Below are 18,181 nucleotides of genomic sequence, written 5' to 3' on the forward strand. Positions count from 1 at the left end.
TTGATACGCAAATCGGTGACAAACGGTGCAATAGCATCTCTCATATGTTAAATCTTACTCTTTCACGGGTAATGATTTGCAAACCATTCTTCTTCTTAAATCCGCTTTTCTTTGCGTTTTCCGATTTTTCGGCTTGTCATCATTTGACATCGTAACGACTCTGATATTAAGTCATTTAGCGTCATTTCTCCCGTTTTTCGAGGTTATTCCAGAGATTTTTCTTATTTTTGTATAATTGTCTATATTTCTTCATTCCTTCAAGCATTTCCATTACAAATAAGTCAGGAACGCTTTTTTTCATTTCATTGTTTATTAAAAAAGAGAGTTCTTCGTGATAAACACTAAAATCAAGCGATAAAGAGTGTACGCCACTTAACAACATGGAAGTGCGAAAATCAGGTAGGCTTACATATCCAAATATTTTTTTTTGAACAAATGACGGAACTATGTTTTGCTTGAAGTCTATCTGATTAATATCTCCCTTGCCTATAAATTCCCATATTTCATAGTCTATATTCTCTAAGCCGGTATTTATCGCATTTAGCTGGTAGGAATATTCTTGCGGTGTTCGCATTGGCTTATAAGTTTTCATAATATTTTGTAAGGAGTAGCGGTTTTCTATTTTTCATTTCTTCTTTCTTGTATTGCTACATAGCCGATTTTATTGCAATTAGGTAGTTTTTTTTTCTTTTCTGCTAATTCTGTAAGAGCCAAATAAATATCGTCAAGTTCCTTGCGGGTGTCCTCTGATAGGTCGTTGATGGCCGCTAAGGTGTCTTCACTGCTTTCCTCTAATTCTTTGACACGTTGCTTTAAGTCCTCTATTTCCTGCGTTGGATTGTTTGCTGATAAGAGGTATTGCCGTACTGCTACAAAGGCTCGCATAATACCTATGTTTACTTGTATAGCTATTTTGGAGGTTAGCACAGAACTAAGCATTGCTACTCCAAGTTCCGTAAACGCATACGGATTTCGTCTTAGTCCCATCTTTATAGAATTGGTGGTCACAATCTGTGACTTCCAATTCTGCGTTTCTTCTGTGGTAAGTTGAAACATAAAGTCTTCGGGAAAACGTTCTATATTACGCTTTACAGCTTGGTTTAGAGCCTTTGTTTGCACTCCATACATTTCAGCTAAATCACGGTCAATCATTACTTTCTGACCTCTTATCTCGTAGATTTTGTTTTGGATTACTGCTATTTCCATGATAATATCGGTGGTGTTAAAAAATCAATAATGTATCTTCAAGCTCTCAAATTGTGACCTTGAATTTTAATCAATGAGTGAAACTACTTTTTTCTTTGTGTCCTTATCAATGGCTCGGTAGCGGGCAAAAGCTTTGCTTCCCTCTGCGTGTCCGCTCATGGATGCAATCAGATTGGGGTCTTGGACTTTTTGATACAGATTGCCGACAAAACATCTTCGTGCCATGTGGGATGAGGCTACTTCATTGATAGGTCGCTGAACTTCTTTCCCGGTAATGCTATCTACTACCGTAACATTACGGGTAACACCGCATATCGTGAATATCTCTTTGATAGCGTCATTGTACTTCTGTGAGCTGATAAAAGGCAGGATTAGCCCTTTCTTGGTATTCCCTTTGTAGCGGTTAAGTATTTCCATTGCTCTGTTGTTAAGGGGTACGCTGACCGTCTTTTGGTTTTCCCCTTTTGTTTTGGTAGGAATGTATTCCACCGCCCCATCAATGATGTTGCTTTCGGTAAGCCTCATCAAATCAGACACACGGCAACCGATGCAACATTGAAAAATAAAAATATCTCTTTGGGTAGCCAATGCAGGACGAGCGGATAAATCAAAGTCGGCTATTTGATTACGTTCCTCCAGCGTAATGTAATAGGGTGTGCCGTACTTTTCCGATGTTACACCCTCATAGCTCTTAAATGGGTCATTTGCGGTCTTTCCCTTTTCAATTGCCCAATTATAGAACGCTTTTAATTTGTTGAATAGGGCACAAATTGTATTGTTCCCTCTTGGTTGAGGCTTCGGGCTTTTACGCTTGGTGTCGGTATTTGCAGGGAACTTTGCAAAGATATTGGGGTATTCCTCTAACAAAGTATGTTCATTTCTTAAATAGCTTTCGATGTCCTCTAAGGTTTCTTTATCCATTGTATCAATATCCAAAGCGAAGCCTTTGCGCTTACAGTCTGATAAGCGGATAAAGTATTCATAGCGGTGCAATGCTCGTACCAATACATCAAAGTTCTTTTTCCATACGTCTGACTTGTCACCCTCACGCTTACCGTTCACTTTCTTCTTGGCATTATCCCGAAAGTCGTTCATGCAGTCGAAGAAAGAGGGTTTATTTGGTTGCTCGTCTTTTGGAATATATTTTTCAGGATGGTGGAATTTATCAATAACCATTTGTAGCCAATCACTTGATACTGCATCTTTATCTGCGATTTCATAACTTTCAAGGATGATTTGTTTTAATTCTTCAATCTTCTTTTTGGCATTGTCGTGATAGGTCTTATCTTCTGATGCTATTCTATTCCGAACAAACACATCACCACGTTCAAAAACTACATATCCATTTTTTACAGCTTCTTTCATTGTTACGGAAGTAGCCTTTTCAGGGACACTTACACCGTTTAAAAAGGTTCTCTTTCTGTCAATGAAATATTCAAAGTGTTCAGCTGTAACATAAACTCCACTTTTGGCACGAAGATTTAGTTTGCTACCTTGAAACAGGCGAAGAAGAATTTCACTGCGCCCTGTTTCCTTTTGGATTTTCGGGGATAATCTTAGTTCTATTGTTGCCATAATACCTTATGTTTTAAAACGCATTGCAAAGATATAAAACAATCACGCCAAATCTAAACTTTTGGCGTGTTTTTGGCGTGATAATTGCAATTTACTAAGATTTTATGCAATCAGTCTTAACTTTTCAAAAATATAAATAACTGATAATCATTTGAATTATAATGAGGTTTATTTTATGGCATTTTATACTTGATAATCCCGCTTCGAGTACTCATTTAAGGCTTTGTAAATCATTGATTTATGAAGCTTTTTTTATGCTCTTTATCTAAATCGGAAATCTTATTTTTTTTCGGACCGCTCTGTTTTTCAGCAAAAATAGAGTCGCATTTTACCTTGAATTATGCCGCTCATGTAAACCAAGATGTAAACCGAAAAAGTATATACGTTAGCTGTTTCAGTTGGAATCCCCTGTAAGAAATATCGTTGTCCATAGTGTATTATGTCGTAAAGGAGCATTGTAAATGCAGCTGTATATCAGCAAAAACCTCGTTTTGCAATTGCGGGCTCTACGGTTGCCAATTGCGGGCTGTACAGCCCGCAGATGGAAACTGTATGGTTCGCAGCTGCAAAACGGAATTTATCATGAGCTATGACGGCATAATATAAGGTGCAACGCAAGAAAAAGAACAAGGAGAAAGTGTATTTTCCTTGTGCATTTTGGGACAAAATGTAAGGGGTTGGGGTACTTTTTTCCCTTAATATGGGCAGAATGCCGCAAAATATGATGAGATGTGTATTATTGGGTAAAGTGACAGATAATTAAATAGTTATAGAAGATGAAATGCTGAAAAAGCGGATATTTTAGTGATGACCGATAGTTTCTCGTCACCGGTCGTCACACTTCTCGTCACCTCTGTATCGCCCTCTGGTAAAGGGATACGGGCAATAGGTGACGAGTGACGACCAAAAAACAGTTTTCTTTATTTCAATATCAGTTCATAATCTGCTACATCCAGCCATTCTCCGAACTTCATTCCTACTTCCTTGAAGTGGGAAACTTGTGTAAAGCCAAGTTTGCTGTGTAAGGAACAACTGGCCGTATTACAAGCGGTAATACAAGCTATCAGTGTGTGATAATTATGTTGCCGGCATTCTTTGATGAGAACCTGCATCAGCAGTTTGCCGAGTCCTTTTCCTCTATGTCGGGCAGACAGGTATACTGTCGTTTCGAGGGTATATCGGTAAGCCGTCCGTTGTTTCCAGGGATGTGCATAGCAGTATCCCACAACTTTATGGTCTGTTTCGCATACGAAAAAGGGAAAGTGGGGAAAAATTTCTGCTATACGCAGGCGCATCTCATCTTCGGATATCGGTTCTGTTTCGAATGTATAGGTACTGTTGAGGATGTACTCATTATAAATATCGGTGATGTACTTGACATCTTGAAGTTGTATAGGTCTAATCATACCGAAAAATCATTGTTTGGATAATTTAAGCAGGTAAGTGCTTGCTAATTAACGATACAGCCGGGGACGCCTGTTATTAAATCGATACCCTATACCCAGCATCAGATAGTTGGGCTCGTGGAAATCCTTCAGGTTGTAGCCGACATGCAGGAATGTGTCGCGGGTCATATCTATTTTGAGCGCCAGGATTTGGTAGAATGATTGCAAGTCGCCCCCGCCATGCAGGATATTGGCTCCGAAACCTATGCCCACGGTAAAGTAGGGCATTACCCATTCTCCGCGTGCCGATACACCCAGAGAGAGTTGTTTGCGAAGCGGGGGAGTGCCGAATGCCTCTTCCTCGCTGGCACCGTCGAGCTGGGTAGCGTAATCCTTTGTATAAATGTTGGCGCTGGCATCATAGACACCGTCTAGGGATACTCCTGCACGGAATTTATATCCGAAGTTATACATCGGAGCGAAACAGAACCCGGCTACGCCGTATTTGCCGGGAGCGGGGACTTGTCCGCCGGGAACGTCAACGGCTTTCCGTCTCCACGAACCGAACAGCATAAGGTCATAGCTGACATGCCGGGGGAATGCCGGAACCGGAATTTGCTGCAACGGTTGCAAGGTTTTGTCAATGTCCCGGTTGAAATTATATGCCACTCCGATTTTAAAATCTATCGTGTTCAGTCCGGTGTTGGGGTACCGGGTATTGCCGTTGGAGAAATGTACTGCCATTGCGCCGATATTGAGGTCGAACCGCGGGGAAAGTATCCAGTTCAGGTGAATGCCTGCGCTGAGATAGGCGTTCACTTTACTTCCCATTACAGTATTGTTGGGATTGCTGAGGTAGTCATACGGCTTCCAGCCGAAAGATGCGCCGAACCCCCATTCGTAGTTAAGCGACAAGCGGGGAGTGATTCCGGTGATGCGGGCGCCTTGGAAGGCGTAGAGAGCAACGGGAGTTCCCATTTCCCTGCGGTTGCCGAAATCGAAATAGCCCAATCCTATTCCCTGATAGGAACTTCCGTATACCCGGTCGGCGGAAGTACCCGGTGGCAGCCGGAATGAGTACTTCAAGTGGGCGGAGCAAGCGGACCTCATTATTTTGCGCATATCGTTTTCACCCCGCAGAAAGGAGCTGGTGGGGAAAATATATCCCGCCCGGCCTTCAATGCCGAGACGGTGGATATAAGCATCTTGTGCGCATATATTATCGGACAGGAACAGTATAATCATTAAGAGAATCATATCTCTTCCGGTCCGCATTTTACTATTCATGATGTCGTGGCGTTCTCTGAATCTTGTGCAAATATAGTCCTTTTATCTTTTTATTTGCATGAAAATCTTATATTTGCAAGGTTAATAATTCATCATCTATGTTATTCAAGAAATTTATGACTGCAATCTTTGCAATCTCTGCGCTTGCGGGGCAGGCACAGGAGAAACAGTTTGACATCATTCCCGAACCGGTGGAGATAACCGCTGCCGGAGAGGGTACGGTCTTGATTGAAAGAGACATGCTTGTCCGCGTGTCCGATTCTTCTCTAATCGCATCGGCTGATTTTCTTGCCGGTTATACAAACCGTTATTTAGGTATTCCCCTGCAGGTTGATGTGCCGAAGAAAGGCAAAAAACGCACGACAGCCAATGCGGTAAACAGTATCGTGCTGGTCAATCGGAACAACGGTGAAATTTCCGGCGGCTATCGGTTGGAAGTTATTCCCGGTACGGGTATCCGCATCGAGGGAAACGATGCGGCAGGCGTATTCTATGGAGTGCAGACCTTGATTCAGATGCTGCCTGCCCGTGCCGGAGTATTGCCGATTCTTGCGGCGGTAAAGGTAGTGGATTATCCCCGCTTTGCCTATCGGGGGATGCACTTGGATGTGGTACGCCATTTCTTTCCGGTAGAGTTTATCAAGAAATATATAGATTATCTTGCCTTACACAAGCTGAATTATTTTCATTGGCATCTTACGGATGACCAGGCTTGGCGTGTGGAGATGAAGTGCCGGCCCGAACTGACGGCAAAAGGTTCTGTGCGCGAAGGGGAAATAGAGGGACTGTATCCGGGAAAGTACCGGCCGCTTCCTTACGGCGGTTACTACACCCACGAGGATGTCCGCGAAATTGTGCAGTATGCTGCCGAGCGGTACATCACCGTCATACCGGAGATTGACATTCCCGGACATTGCATGGCTGTGCTTGCCACCTATCCCCAATTCAGCACTACGCCGGATGAACCGAAAAAGTGTGCGCTTACCTGGGGAATCTTCAATAAGTTCAATAATGTACTGGCTCCGAAACCGGAAGTTTTCGACTTTCTGAAAGACGTGTTTTCGGAATTGTGCGATTTGTTTCCCGGACAATATATCCATGTAGGCGGTGACGAGTGTGCCAAACGCTGGTGGCAGGAATCCGGGGAAACGCAGCAGTTCATGCGCGACCATGGCTTGGCTGACGAGAAAGCCTTGCAAAGCTATTTTATTCATTATGTACAGGATGTGGTCAATGCCAAAGGAAAAACGCTTGTCGGCTGGGACGAAATATTGGAAGGCGGCATATCCGAGGATTGCATTGTCATGAACTGGCGCCGTCCGGACTATGGCGTGAAAGCGCTGAAAACCGGACACCGTACCATATTTGCCTGCTCGTCGTGGTCGTATTTCAATACGAAAGAAAGCCGTACACAATCCGAGATAGGACCGAAAGGACCTTTGTCATTGGAGAAAGTGTATGAGTACCGGATTGTTCCTGATTCGCTGACTGCCCGACAGACTGAATTTATCTGGGGTGCTCAAGGATGCTTATGGACAGAGTATATCCCTACTACATGGAAAGCGGAGTTCTCACTCTTTCCCCGCATGGCGGCATTGGCAGAGAATGTGTGGTCGCCGGCAGAGAAGAAAAGCTGGGACAACTTTTCGCGTAAGGTGGAAACGCAGTGTGAAAGGTACGAATTGTGGGGAGCACGTTACTCGGATGCTTTTTTCCGTTTGCAGGATATAGTACGGAAGCTGTAGGCTTTATTCCAAAGAACAGGACAGCGGTTGTATCAATTATAGAATGACAGATAATACGTCAGTCATCATTTTGATACAACCGCTGTCTCTTTTACAAGCCATCTATGCTTCTGCTTATTCCGAAGCGGTTATTTCTCGTCGTTCTTCCGGATTTCCACACGGCGTATCTTACCGCTGATGGTCTTGGGAAGTTCGTCAACGAACTCTATGACACGGGGGTATTTGTAAGGAGCGGTCACTTTCTTTACGTGGTTCTGCAACTCCTTGACCAGTTCCTCGCCGGCACGGTTCTTATAGTCTTTGGACAATACGATGGTGGCTTTCACCACTTGTCCCCGTATTTCATCGGGAACTCCGGTGATGGCACATTCTATAACTGCGGGATGCGTCATCAGGGCGCTTTCCACTTCGAACGGGCCGATGCGGTAACCGCTGCTCTTGATAACGTCGTCGGCGCGGCCTACAAACCAGAGGTAGCCGTCCTCGTCCTTCCAGGCAACGTCGCCGGTATAATAGATGTTGTCGTGCCATGCTTCGCGGGTGCGGTTGGCATCGCGGTAATATTCCTTGAACAGACCGAGCGGCTTGCCTTTGTCGGTACGGATTACAATCTGTCCTTGTTCACCGGCCTCTACCGAACGGCCGTCATGGTCTATCAGGTCTACGTCGTATTGGGGATTGGGCAATCCCATGCTGCCCGGCTTGGGCTGCATCCACGGCATGGTGGCTACGGTAAGGGTGGTTTCGGTCTGTCCGAAACCTTCCATGAGGCTGATGCCTGTCAGTTTCTTGAATGTATCGAATACGGCGGGGTTCAACGCTTCTCCGGCAATGGTGCAATACTGCAATGAAGAGAGGTCGTACTTCGTCAGGTCTTCGTGAATCAGGAACCGGAAGATGGTAGGCGGTGCACAAAGCGAGGTGACGTGATAGTCCTGTATCTTTGTCAGAATATCGGCAGGAGTGAATTTCTCGTGGTCGTATACAAAGATGTTGGCTCCGGCTATCCATTGTCCGTACAGTTTGCCCCATACGGCTTTACCCCAGCCCGTATCGGCAATGGTGAGGTGCAGGCTGTTTTCGTGCAGGTTGTGCCAGAAACTTCCGGTAACGATGTGCCCCAACGGATACGTGAAGTCGTGCGCCACCATTTTGGGTTCGCCGGTAGTGCCGCTGGTGAAGTACATCAAAGAAATATCGTCGTTGCTGTTGGGATGCTCCGGTCGTGCGAAAGGGGCGGCATCGGCAATGCCTTTGTGGAAGTCCTCAAAACCTTCGGCTATCTCCGGGCCTACGCTGACCAGCTTCTTTACACTCGGAGAGTCGGGCATGGCAGCCGTGATGTGGTCGGTAATGACGCTTTCGCCGGCACAGACAATCATCTTGATGTCTGCGGCATTGCAGCGGTATACAATATCTTTCTTGGTAAGCAGGTGTGTGGCGGGGATAACGACGGCTCCCAGCTTATGCAGTGCGATGATGCTGAACCAGAACTCATAGCGGCGTTTCAGAATGAGCATTACCATATCGCCGTGGCCGATGCCGAGGCTCTGGAAATAGGAAGCCGTCATGTCCGTATAGCGTTTCATGTCGGCAAATGAGAACTGGATGTGCTCGCCCTTGTCATTGGTCCAGAGCAGTGCGGGCTTGTCGGGATGTTCGGCCGCCCAGGCATCCACTACGTCATAACCGAAATTGAAATTCTCCGGTACGTTAATCTTTAAATTCTTGATGAAGTCCTCTTGAGATGTAAAGGACGTTTGCGATAAAAATCTTTCTACCATAACTTTTGGAATTTCTTCATTCACCGTTCTTCATTTATGTGTTGTTACATGATTACGGCAAGGAAACGTACTTTCTTTCCGTCCAGTGCTTTCATGCCGTGAGGCAGTTTGGAGTTGAAATACAAACTGTCTCCTTCGTTTAAAATCAAGTCTTTGCCGTCGATGCTCAGCATCATGCGGCCTTCCAGTACAAGGTTGAATTCCTGTCCGGAGTGACTGTTGTAGTGTATCGGCTCGTTATCCGGTTTGGGTTCGACGGTGACGATGAACGGGTCGGCGTTGCGGTTCATGAAGCCGGCAGCCAGTGACTGGTATTTATAGGCTTTTGTACGCTCGATGCTGGTTCCCTTGCCGGCACGGGTAAGGAAGTAGCTGCTCATCTTCGGCTCTTCGCCGAACATCAGGGCATCTAGTGCGATGCCGTAACGGCGGGCTATCTTTTGCAGCATGCTTACGGAGATGTCGAATTCTCCCGTTTCGGCAAGACGGTACTCTTCTGCCGGGATGTCGCAATCGCGGGCGATGTCTTCGGCATTCAATTCCAATACGTCGCGCAGTCCGCGCAGGCGTTCGGCTATTTGTTTAATCTGTTCGTCCATGTGGTTTTTATTAAGTGGATTAGTACGGTTATTTACTTGCTTTGATGGCATTGATAATGGCGGAAGAGAATCCCTGATGCTCCAGCTCGTTGATACCCTTGATTGTAATTCCGCCGGGAGTGCATACCTTGTCAATCTCTATGGCGGGATGCGTGTCGTTGTTCAGAATCAGTTCGGCGGCGCCTTTTACCGACTGGGCTATCATGCGCATGCCGTCCTTGGGGTAAACGCCCAGTTCTATTCCGGCCTGCATGGCTGCCTGGATATACTTCAGTACATAAGCGATGCCGCAGGAAGTCATGGCGGTGGTTGCCGCTATCTTATCTTCGGGAATCAGCATGGCAAGTCCCATCTGGTTGAAGATGTCGAGCAAAAGCTGTTCCTGTTCCTTGCTGGCGTTACGGCTTGCAATGAGCGTCATGCTTTCCATCTCGCTGATGGCGGTGTTGGGGATGAGGCGGAACATGGTCATCTCCTTGTCTGCCACGTAGTGTGCCAGTTCTTCGAAAGGGATGCCGGCAGCTACGGAGATAAGTATCTGTTTGCTTTTGAGCTTGAGTTCGCTTACCACCGGTTTTATCAGCCACGGTTTGACGGCGAGTATGATAAGCTCGGCGCCGGTAACGGCTTCCTGATTGTCGCGTGTGGTTTGCAAAGCGGGGAACTCAGCCTTTAACGCATCCAGTTTGCCTTGCGTGGGATTAGAAACAATGATGTCGCTGGCGGGGATGATGGTTCCTTTTGCCAGACCGCGGGCGATGGAGCCGCCCATATTTCCTGCACCGATAATTGCTGTTTTCATATCATCTTGTCATTTAAAAAGTTGTCTTCGGGCAAAGGTAAAGATTTTAATGAAAAAACGACCGAAACAGGAAGGTATTCTTCTTTCGGTCGTATCTTTTGCCGGCTGATTATCCGTAAATTGTCAAAGTGCTTTCTTAAAACGTTCCAGGAAGAGGTTCGCTTCGTCCATGCCGAGACACAGGGGCGGCAACAGGCGGAGTACGTTCGTGCCGCTGACACCGGTAAAGACATGCTGTTCTTTCAGTAACCTCAAACGCAGTTCTTTGACAGGCTCTTCAAATTCGAGGCCAATCATCAGTCCGCGTCCGCGCACTTCCTTGATTTGCGGGAATTTCTTCAGCTCTTCCATCAGGTATGCGCCTACTTGGGCGGCATTGTCTACAAGAGCTTCCTGCTCTATGACATCCAGTACGGCAAGCGCAGCGCTGCAAGCCAGATGATTTCCGCCGAAAGTGGTTCCGAGCTGGCCGTAAACGGGAGTAAACATCGGACTGATAAGTACGCCCGCCATCGGAAATCCGTTGCCTATGCCTTTGGCTACGGTGATGATGTCGGCTTTGATACCGTTGTACTGATGGGCGAAGAACTTGCCGCTACGTCCGTAACCGCTTTGGATTTCGTCCAGAATCAGTACCGTATTGTGCTCTGTACAGGCCTTGCGCAAGGCTTGCATAAACTCATCGGTGGGCAACTGTATGCCGCCCACTCCCTGAATGCCTTCGATGATTACAGCGCATACATCGCCTTTCGCCAGCTCGGCTTTCATTGCCTCTGTATCATTCAGCGGGAGATAGGTAACGTGTCCGCAGTTGTTGATGGGAGCAATGATTTTGGGATTGTCGGTTGCCTCTACCGCCAATGAAGTACGTCCGTGGAAAGCTTTCGAGAAGGATACCACGCGGGTCCGTCCGTTATGGAACGAAGCGAGCTTCAACGCGTTTTCGTTGGCTTCGGCTCCGCTGTTAATAAGGAAAAGGGAATAATCATCGTATCCGCAGACCTTTCCCAACCGTTCTGCCAGTTGCTGTTGCAGTTCGTTGATAACGGAGTTGGAATAGAATCCAAGCGTGGCTACTTGCTTGCCGAGCATCTCTACATAGTGCGGATGTGCATGTCCGATAGAGATTACTGCATGACCGCCATAGAGGTCGAGGTACTCCGTACCTTTATCGTCCCATACATGGCAGCCTTTTCCTTTGACAATATTGATGTCAAAAAGGGGATATACATCGAATAGTTTCATTCTTTCAGTAACTGATTACAAATTAAAGATACTTTAGAAAGCACTGGGTTTCAGTCTCAAACCGACAGTCTCTTCCAGATTGAACATCAGGTTCATGTTATGTACGGCTTGTCCGCTGGCTCCTTTCAGCAGGTTGTCTATGCAGGAGATGATAAGGAGCTTGTCGCCGTGCTTTTCCAAATGGATAAGGCATTTGTTGGTGTTGACAACCTGCTTCAAATCGATGTTCTTGTCGACGATATGCGTGAAGGAGTCTTTGGCATAATACTCTTCATACATGCGGACAATCTCTTCCAACGCCACTTTGGTCTTTATCACGATAGTGGTAAAGATGCCGCGGGGAAAATCACCGCGATAAGGGATGAAATCAATGTCCGAATCGAAACTGTTCTGGAGCTGTTTGAGCGATTGCTTGATTTCGGGCACGTGCTGGTGCTCGAAAGCCTTGTACACACTCAGGTTGTTGTTGCGCCAGCTGAAGTGGCTCGTAGCTCCCGGCTTGACGCCTGCACCGGTGCTGCCGGTGATGGCATTCACCATAATATCGCCGTTCAGCATCAGATGCTTGGCAAGCGGAAGCAGGCCCAACTGGATGCAGGTGGCGAAGCAGCCGGGGTTGGCAACATGCTTTGCCGTGCAGGTGGCACGGCGGTTCAGCTCGGGAAGGCCGTAGATGAAGTCATGGTCGTCGCTCTTGATGCGATAGTCCATGGAGAGGTCGATTATCTTCAGGTCTTCCGGTACGTTGTGGCTTTCCATGAATTTTCTGGTGTCGCCATGCGCCGTGCAGAAGAAAAGCACATCGATTTCGTCCAACGGAAGTTCGTCGGTAAACGTTAGATCCGTCTCTCCGTACAGCCCTTCGTGTACGTCGGTTATTTTGTTGCCGGCATTGCTCGAACTGTTTACGAATACGATTTCCGCTTCGGGATGGTTCAGTAACAGGCGTATCAGTTCGCCTGCCGTGTATCCGGCTCCGCCGATGATTCCTACTTTAATCATGTTGATAATATCTATTGGGTTCTTCTGGTATTATAACTAATAGTATGATATATATAAGTGTACCTGCAAACGCAGTGAAGATCGTAGCAAAAACGTAGATGATGCGTACCAGTGACACGTCGAGTCCGAAAAAGTTTGCCAGTCCTGCACATACGCCGGAAAGCATTTTTCCGTTTCGGGGGCGCGTTAATTTTTGCTTCCGGTTCATCATTTAGATTTCTTCGTCTTTGTGGTTTGAGTAATAGGCACGCAGTGCGGTAGAAGTCACCTTAATGAAACCTTTGGCGTCTTCCGCAGTCCAGCCTTTCTGCATTTCACCGTATTCGCCGAATTTGTTCTTTACAAGGTCGTCGTCGCTTTCCACGCCTACGGTAGAGAAACAGAGCGGATGAAGTTCGAGAATCGCAGTACCGCTTACATTGCGTTGCGAGGACTCCAGCATGGCTTCGATGTCGCGCATTACCGGTTCCAGGTACTGGCTTTCGTGCAGGAACATACCGTACCAGTTGGCTACCTGGTCTTTCCAGTATTGCTGCCATTTGCTTAATGTGTATTTCTCAAGGAACTTGTGTGCGCCGATAATCAGCATGGGAGCGGCTGCCTCGAAACCTACGCGGCCCTTGATGCCGATAATCGTATCGCCTACGTGCATATCACGGCCGATGCCGTAAGCCGCACCGATTTCCTCTACCTTCTGGATAGCCTTGATGGGGTCGTCGAATTTTTCATCGTTGACCGCTTTAAGCTCACCCTTCTCGAAGGTCAGGCGCAACTGTTCGCTGCCTTCTTTGGTGCAATGTTTCAGATAGGCGCTTTCGGGAAGTCCCTGTGCGGAGTCCAGAATCTCACCGCCGCAAATGGAAGTACCCCACAGACCTACGTTATAGGAATATTTCAGTTTGGCGAAGTCGGCTGCAAAGCCGTGCTTGTTCAGATAATCTATCTCTTCCTGGCGGCTCAAAGCCATGTCGCGTGTCAGCGTGATAATTTCCACGCCCGGAGCCATGACAAGGAAAGTCATGTCGAAACGAATCTGGTCGTTACCCGCACCGGTCGAACCATGTGCAATGGCGTCTGCGCCGATTTCGTTGGCGTAGCGTGCAATGGCCAGCGCCTGGAATATACGTTCGGAGCTTACGGAAATAGGATAAGTACCGTTACGCAATACGTTGCCGAATACCATGTATTTCAAGCTCTTTTCGTAATATTCCTGCGTTACGTCCAAAGTAATATATTTTACAGCACCCAGTTTGTAGGCGTTCTCTTCGTTTGTCTTCAGCTGTTCGGGGCTGAAACCGCCGGTATTGGCACAAGCCGCATATACCTCGTATCCTTTCTCTTTGGCCAGATACATAACTGTGAATGAGGTGTCCAGACCACCGCTGAATGCAACTACTACTTTTTTCTTCTTTTCCATAATACTTATGAATTTTGAATGTTGAATTATAAATTGGGAATCAGGCTTGTAAACGAGTCTGTGTGTTCCCATTCATAATTCAAAATCTATAATTAATTATATTTTATCTTCCTCGTGTAACTTCGGGTCGTAAAGCATTGCCGTGCAAATGCAGAACTTCCGGTTTTTGGCTACCAGTATGTCATGGTTGATACAGCCCTCGCAGCCTTTCCAGAAAGCCTCGTCGTCTGTCAGTTCATTGAAAGTAACCGGTACGTAGCCCAGTTCGGTATTCATTTTCATAACGGCCGCTCCGCTGGTCAGACTGAATATCTTGGCTTTGGGCCACCGCAGGCGTGCCAGGCGGAAAGAAGCCGTCTTGATACGTTTGGCCAGTCCCAAGCCGCGGTAATCGGGATGTACGATGAGGCCCGATGTTGCCACATACTGCTTGTTTCCCCAGCTTTCTATGTAGGTGAAACCTGCAAATTCGTCTCCACATAAAGCTATGATAGCTTTTCCTTCTTTCATTTTAGTCGCCACATATTCGTGTGTGCGTTCTGCGATGCCCGTTCCGCGCACCTTGGCAGCTTCTCGGATGGTATCCAAAATCTTATCCACGTAAACTTCATGTGAGGCGTCGGCCACCATCACATCAATCTGTTTCGAATCCATTTCTTTTATTTCGTTATATATTCGTTGTAATATAGTTGTACAGGTTTACTTTATGTTAGGAATGATTTGTGACAGAAACATACGCACCTCTTCGTGGGATGCAGCCTCGTGCAGAACCATCATGATTGTATCGTCGCCGGCAATGGTGCCCAGTACGGCGGGACATTCGCGGTTGTCGATGTCATAAGCCATGCTGCTGGCATAGCCGGGCCGGGTGCGGATGACGGCAATGTTCTTGGAGAAATGGAGGGAAATGAAGCCGCTGGTCATCAGCATTTCGCTTGCACTCTGGTCGTTGCTGCGCTTGTACATGATGTTGTTGGGAAGAACATATACATATTTCCCGTTCATGTTGGCCGCTTTGGCTACTTTCAACTGTTTCAAGTCGCGTGACAAGGTGGCTTGTGTCAGCTCAAAGCCCTCTTTGCCCAAAGCCTGCAACAGCTCTTCCTGAGAACTGATGTCTTTGCTTGAGATAATCATCTTGATGGCATCTAACCGATTGGCTTTCTTTTTCATGTTTCTGTATAATTATTCTTAGGTTGGTGCAAAAGTAGGGAATATTTTGGAAAGAATATACAGAAATGGGATTTTTTTATTCTTTAATATGCAAAAAACGTAAAAAAGACGGTATATGTATGCAGGTTCGGAATATAATTAAAAGCCTTTTATCGGAAATCTTTTAATTATATCTTTGCGACAACTTCAGACAGGTAGCCTGAAAAACTCAGTGTGGGGTAAGTGCAAGCTGTCTGCGTGCGGTTTGTTCCTGGCTGCCGTAAGAGAAACGGCAAGTATAACCGTGTCTTGGGCGGGGTGGAGTTGGTGATAAACGACAAAAACAATAAGAGAACTGCCAAAAGGCTCAGAGTCCGTTTGCCGTGAAGCTCTTATTTTTGCAATACAGAATAAAGTTCATTTCTTAATTCTATTAAAACTATCAAAGGCACATGAAAAAACTACTTGGATTAATTTCCTTTCTTTTAGTATTGGCAGGTTCCGTTTCTGCCAAAGTGGTACTTCCGGCTATCTTTTCCGACAATATGGTATTGCAGCAAAACGCGCAAGTCAATCTGTGGGGAAAGGCAACGCCCGGTGAACGGGTTTCGGTAAAAGCGTCATGGACGGATAAAACCGTGACAACCAAGGCTGCGGCTGACGGCAAATGGACTGTGAAGCTGAAAACGCCTGCGGCTGCAAAAGGGCAGTCTGTTACGGTGAGCGGTGAGAATACGATTACTATTAATAATGTACTGGTAGGTGAAGTATGGCTCTGTACCGGACAATCCAATATGGAATATCCGGTTTGCAAGCATCCCGATAAAAAATGGATGACCGGTATGATAACGGAAGCCGAGGAGATGAAGGACGCGGATTATCCGGAACTTCGTCTGTTTCGGGTGGAACATCAGTTGGCTCCCGACGGTGAAATGGATGACTGTCAAGGCCGGTGGCTGGTGTGCACGCCGAAAAACCTGTATGACTTCTCGGCTGTGGGATTCGTTTTCGGACGCCGGTTGCATAAGGAATTGAATGTGCCGGTAGGTATGATACAGTCTACATGGGGAGGCACGCATGCGGAATCGTGGACGAAAATGAGTGTTATGAAGAACAATCCGCTCTATGCAGATGTACTTGAAGATTTTGCTTTGAAGAATGTGAAGCAGGAGAAGGGATATTGCAAGGTCCCCGCTACGCTTTGGAACGGTATGATTCATCCTATTCTGGGATATACGGTGAAAGGAAATATCTGGTATCAGGGAGAATCGAATGCCATTCGTCATGAAAAATATCAGCAGGTATTCACCAATATGATTAACAGTTGGCGGAAAGAATGGAAGCAACCCGACATGCCGTTCTATTTCATGCAGATTGCTCCGCATAAAGGACAGCCGGCCGGTATTCGTGAAGCACAGCTCAAAACATGGCAAAGCGGGCTGAAGAATGTGGGCATGGCGGTCGTTACGGATGCGGCGGATTCTACGGATATTCATCCGCGTAATAAGCGCGTGGCGGGTGAACGCATGGCTTTGTGGGCGCTTGCCAAACAATATGGGAAGGATGTGGCATACTCCGGCCCGCTCTTCAAAACGATGAAAGTCAGCGGCAATAAGGCTGTATTGAGTTTTGAATATGCCGAAGACGGTTTGATGACACCTGAGAATGCTCCGGTCAAGGACTTTCTGGTTGCGGGAGCCGACCGGCGTTTCTATCCGGCGGTGGCTGTGATAAAAGGCAGCCGGCTGGAAGTTTCCGCTCCGCAGGTGGCGGAGCCGGTTGCCGTACGTTACGGCTTTTGTAACTTCTTCCGTGTAAATCTTTATAATAAGTCGGGTTTGCCCGCAGTGCCTTTCCGTACGGATACATGGGAACAAGGCTCGTATGCGCGTTGGTTTGCCGACTCCGAGATGATGCGTTTCCCGCAGGCTTACCGGTTGGATCACGGCAAGCGCCTGTTCTTCGGTTATGCCCAGGGAGTGGGTTGCTGCGCCATGTTGCAGATGTGGAAAGCAACGGGCGAACGTCGTTACTATGATTATGTGAAGCAATGGGCCGACTCTCTGATTAATGAAAAGGGAGAAATCCATCTGTATGATAAGTCCACTTATAACCTGGATTTCATTAACTCCGGAAAGGTGCTGTTTGACCTTTACCGTGAAACCGGCGACCAACGATATAAAGCGGCAATGGATATCCTTATCAAACAGTTGAAGAACCAGCCCCGTACTTTGGAAGGTGGATTCTGGCATAAACTGATTTATCAGCATCAGATGTGGCTGGACGGACTGTATATGGCTTCTCCGTTTATGGCGCAGTATGGTGCGGAATTCAATAAACCGGAATGGATTGATGAGGCGGTGAAGCAGTTCCGTCTCTGCCATAAACATACCTATGATGCCAAGACAGGACTGTATCATCATGCGTGGGACGAAAGCAAGAGCCAGCGTTGGGCGAACCCGGAAACCGGACATTCTCCCAACTTCTGGGGGCGCAGTATAGGCTGGTGGTTTATGGCGCTGGTAGATGCTTTGGACTATATACCCGAAAATCATCCGGGACGTGCCGACATGATTGGCTATATCCGCGGATTGGCGGAGACATTGCCGAAATATCAGGATAAGGCGGGACTTTGGTATCAGGTTATCGACCAACCTAAACGCAAGGGTAATTTCCCTGAGGCATCCGTGACCACCCAATGTATGTATGCTTATGCAAAAGCAGTGAATAAAGGATATATCGATGCCAGATACCGCGCTGTAGCGGAAAAGGCTCTGCAGGGCTTGAAAGATAAATTGCTGGTGGAGAAACAGGACGGAACGCTGACTCTGACCCGTTGTTGCCAGGTTGGCGGTTTGGGCGGTCATCCGTATCGCGACGGAAGTTTTGAATATTACATAGGTGAAAAGATGAGGGATAATGACGCCAAAGCAACGGGACCGTTCATTATGGGATGTCTGGAACTGGAGAAAATAAAATAGG

At 46.8% G+C, this 18,181-nt stretch carries 16 protein-coding genes; 2 read left to right on the plus strand and 14 right to left on the minus strand.

Features of this window, described 5'->3' with window-relative positions; genetic code table 11:
* Positions 1-181: 181 nt before the first annotated feature.
* The 5 genes from H8S52_RS10600 to H8S52_RS10620 all read right to left on the minus strand — a co-directional run bounded on the left by H8S52_RS10600 (position 182) and on the right by H8S52_RS10620 (position 5,453).
* A complete protein-coding gene (locus tag H8S52_RS10600; protein WP_186909773.1) occupies positions 182-592 on the minus strand; it encodes a hypothetical protein in 411 nt (136 codons plus the stop codon).
* A 26-nt stretch (positions 593-618) separates the two neighbouring features.
* Positions 619-1,206: an ORF6N domain-containing protein gene (locus H8S52_RS10605; RefSeq protein ID WP_186909774.1), complete on the minus strand. Its 588-nt coding sequence runs from the start codon at positions 1,204-1,206 to the stop codon at positions 619-621.
* 66 nt (positions 1,207-1,272) lie between these two features.
* Complete coding sequence (locus tag H8S52_RS10610) at positions 1,273-2,781, minus strand: site-specific integrase (protein WP_255470044.1); 1,509 nt, start codon at positions 2,779-2,781, stop codon at positions 1,273-1,275.
* Between the two features lie 920 nt (positions 2,782-3,701).
* The gene (locus H8S52_RS10615; RefSeq protein ID WP_186909775.1) at positions 3,702-4,187 is read right to left on the minus strand and encodes a GNAT family N-acetyltransferase; all 486 of its coding nucleotides are present in this window, start codon (positions 4,185-4,187) and stop codon (positions 3,702-3,704) included.
* A gap of 48 nt (positions 4,188-4,235) precedes the next feature.
* A complete protein-coding gene (locus tag H8S52_RS10620; RefSeq protein ID WP_186909776.1) occupies positions 4,236-5,453 on the minus strand; it encodes an acyloxyacyl hydrolase in 1,218 nt (405 codons plus the stop codon).
* Between the two features lie 116 nt (positions 5,454-5,569).
* Here H8S52_RS10620 and H8S52_RS10625 point away from each other — a divergent pair, with 116 nt between their 5' ends.
* Complete coding sequence (locus tag H8S52_RS10625) at positions 5,570-7,198, plus strand: beta-N-acetylhexosaminidase (RefSeq protein WP_255470045.1); 1,629 nt, start codon at positions 5,570-5,572, stop codon at positions 7,196-7,198.
* Positions 7,199-7,326: 128 nt separating this feature from the next.
* Here the strand turns inward: H8S52_RS10625 and H8S52_RS10630 are convergent, their stop codons facing one another.
* From H8S52_RS10630 to H8S52_RS10670, 9 genes are all read right to left on the minus strand, one after another.
* The gene (locus H8S52_RS10630) at positions 7,327-8,982 is read right to left on the minus strand and encodes an AMP-binding protein (protein ID WP_117740476.1); all 1,656 of its coding nucleotides are present in this window, start codon (positions 8,980-8,982) and stop codon (positions 7,327-7,329) included.
* Between the two features lie 44 nt (positions 8,983-9,026).
* Positions 9,027-9,581 carry a helix-turn-helix domain-containing protein gene (locus H8S52_RS10635; protein ID WP_005652831.1) on the minus strand — a complete coding sequence of 185 codons (555 nt, stop codon included), beginning with the start codon at positions 9,579-9,581 and terminating at the stop codon, positions 9,027-9,029.
* A 28-nt stretch (positions 9,582-9,609) separates the two neighbouring features.
* On the minus strand, positions 9,610-10,383 hold the full coding sequence (proC, locus tag H8S52_RS10640) for a pyrroline-5-carboxylate reductase (RefSeq protein WP_016661175.1): 774 nt from the start codon (positions 10,381-10,383) through the stop codon (positions 9,610-9,612).
* A gap of 123 nt (positions 10,384-10,506) precedes the next feature.
* Positions 10,507-11,628, minus strand: coding sequence for an aspartate aminotransferase family protein (locus tag H8S52_RS10645; RefSeq protein WP_117940868.1), 1,122 nt, complete (start codon positions 11,626-11,628; stop codon positions 10,507-10,509).
* 33 nt (positions 11,629-11,661) lie between these two features.
* Positions 11,662-12,630 (minus strand): N-acetyl-gamma-glutamyl-phosphate reductase, encoded by a 969-nt coding sequence (gene argC / locus H8S52_RS10650; RefSeq protein WP_117955673.1) that lies wholly within the window; start codon positions 12,628-12,630, stop codon positions 11,662-11,664.
* Positions 12,623-12,841: a PspC domain-containing protein gene (locus H8S52_RS10655; protein ID WP_186909778.1), complete on the minus strand. Its 219-nt coding sequence runs from the start codon at positions 12,839-12,841 to the stop codon at positions 12,623-12,625. The genes argC and H8S52_RS10655 overlap by 8 nt, the downstream gene beginning before the upstream one ends.
* A complete protein-coding gene (locus H8S52_RS10660) occupies positions 12,842-14,050 on the minus strand; it encodes an argininosuccinate synthase domain-containing protein (protein WP_186909818.1) in 1,209 nt (402 codons plus the stop codon). It lies immediately after the preceding gene.
* 93 nt (positions 14,051-14,143) lie between these two features.
* Positions 14,144-14,701 carry a GNAT family N-acetyltransferase gene (locus tag H8S52_RS10665; RefSeq protein ID WP_005652819.1) on the minus strand — a complete coding sequence of 186 codons (558 nt, stop codon included), beginning with the start codon at positions 14,699-14,701 and terminating at the stop codon, positions 14,144-14,146.
* Positions 14,702-14,746: 45 nt separating this feature from the next.
* Positions 14,747-15,220, minus strand: a complete 474-nt coding sequence (locus H8S52_RS10670) for an arginine repressor (RefSeq protein WP_016661177.1) — start codon at positions 15,218-15,220, stop codon at positions 14,747-14,749.
* 431 nt (positions 15,221-15,651) lie between these two features.
* Here H8S52_RS10670 and H8S52_RS10675 point away from each other — a divergent pair, with 431 nt between their 5' ends.
* Entirely contained in the window at positions 15,652-18,180 is a 2,529-nt protein-coding gene (locus tag H8S52_RS10675) for a glycoside hydrolase family 88 protein (protein WP_186909779.1), read from the plus strand.
* Position 18,181 lies beyond the last annotated feature (1 nt).

The sequence above is a fragment of the Bacteroides sp. NSJ-48 genome (assembly GCF_014287405.1).
GTDB classification, from domain to species: Bacteria; Bacteroidota; Bacteroidia; order Bacteroidales; family Bacteroidaceae; genus Bacteroides; species Bacteroides stercoris.

Excerpts from the sequence above, each read along its gene's own strand:
- H8S52_RS10600 (WP_186909773.1), bottom strand. The coding sequence starts at position 592 with ATGAAAACTTATAAGCCAATGCGAACACCGCAAGAATATTCCTACCAG.
- H8S52_RS10605 (WP_186909774.1), bottom strand. The coding sequence starts at position 1,206 with ATGGAAATAGCAGTAATCCAAAACAAAATCTACGAGATAAGAGGTCAG.
- H8S52_RS10610 (WP_255470044.1), bottom strand. The coding sequence starts at position 2,781 with ATGGCAACAATAGAACTAAGATTATCCCCGAAAATCCAAAAGGAAACA.
- H8S52_RS10615 (WP_186909775.1), bottom strand. The coding sequence starts at position 4,187 with ATGATTAGACCTATACAACTTCAAGATGTCAAGTACATCACCGATATT.
- H8S52_RS10620 (WP_186909776.1), bottom strand. The coding sequence starts at position 5,453 with ATGAATAGTAAAATGCGGACCGGAAGAGATATGATTCTCTTAATGATT.
- H8S52_RS10625 (WP_255470045.1), top strand. The coding sequence starts at position 5,570 with ATGACTGCAATCTTTGCAATCTCTGCGCTTGCGGGGCAGGCACAGGAG.
- H8S52_RS10630 (WP_117740476.1), bottom strand. The coding sequence starts at position 8,982 with ATGGTAGAAAGATTTTTATCGCAAACGTCCTTTACATCTCAAGAGGAC.
- H8S52_RS10635 (WP_005652831.1), bottom strand. The coding sequence starts at position 9,581 with ATGGACGAACAGATTAAACAAATAGCCGAACGCCTGCGCGGACTGCGC.
- proC (WP_016661175.1), bottom strand. The coding sequence starts at position 10,383 with ATGAAAACAGCAATTATCGGTGCAGGAAATATGGGCGGCTCCATCGCC.
- H8S52_RS10645 (WP_117940868.1), bottom strand. The coding sequence starts at position 11,628 with ATGAAACTATTCGATGTATATCCCCTTTTTGACATCAATATTGTCAAA.
- argC (WP_117955673.1), bottom strand. The coding sequence starts at position 12,630 with ATGATTAAAGTAGGAATCATCGGCGGAGCCGGATACACGGCAGGCGAA.
- H8S52_RS10655 (WP_186909778.1), bottom strand. The coding sequence starts at position 12,841 with ATGATGAACCGGAAGCAAAAATTAACGCGCCCCCGAAACGGAAAAATG.
- H8S52_RS10665 (WP_005652819.1), bottom strand. The coding sequence starts at position 14,701 with ATGGATTCGAAACAGATTGATGTGATGGTGGCCGACGCCTCACATGAA.
- H8S52_RS10670 (WP_016661177.1), bottom strand. The coding sequence starts at position 15,220 with ATGAAAAAGAAAGCCAATCGGTTAGATGCCATCAAGATGATTATCTCA.
- H8S52_RS10675 (WP_186909779.1), top strand. The coding sequence starts at position 15,652 with ATGAAAAAACTACTTGGATTAATTTCCTTTCTTTTAGTATTGGCAGGT.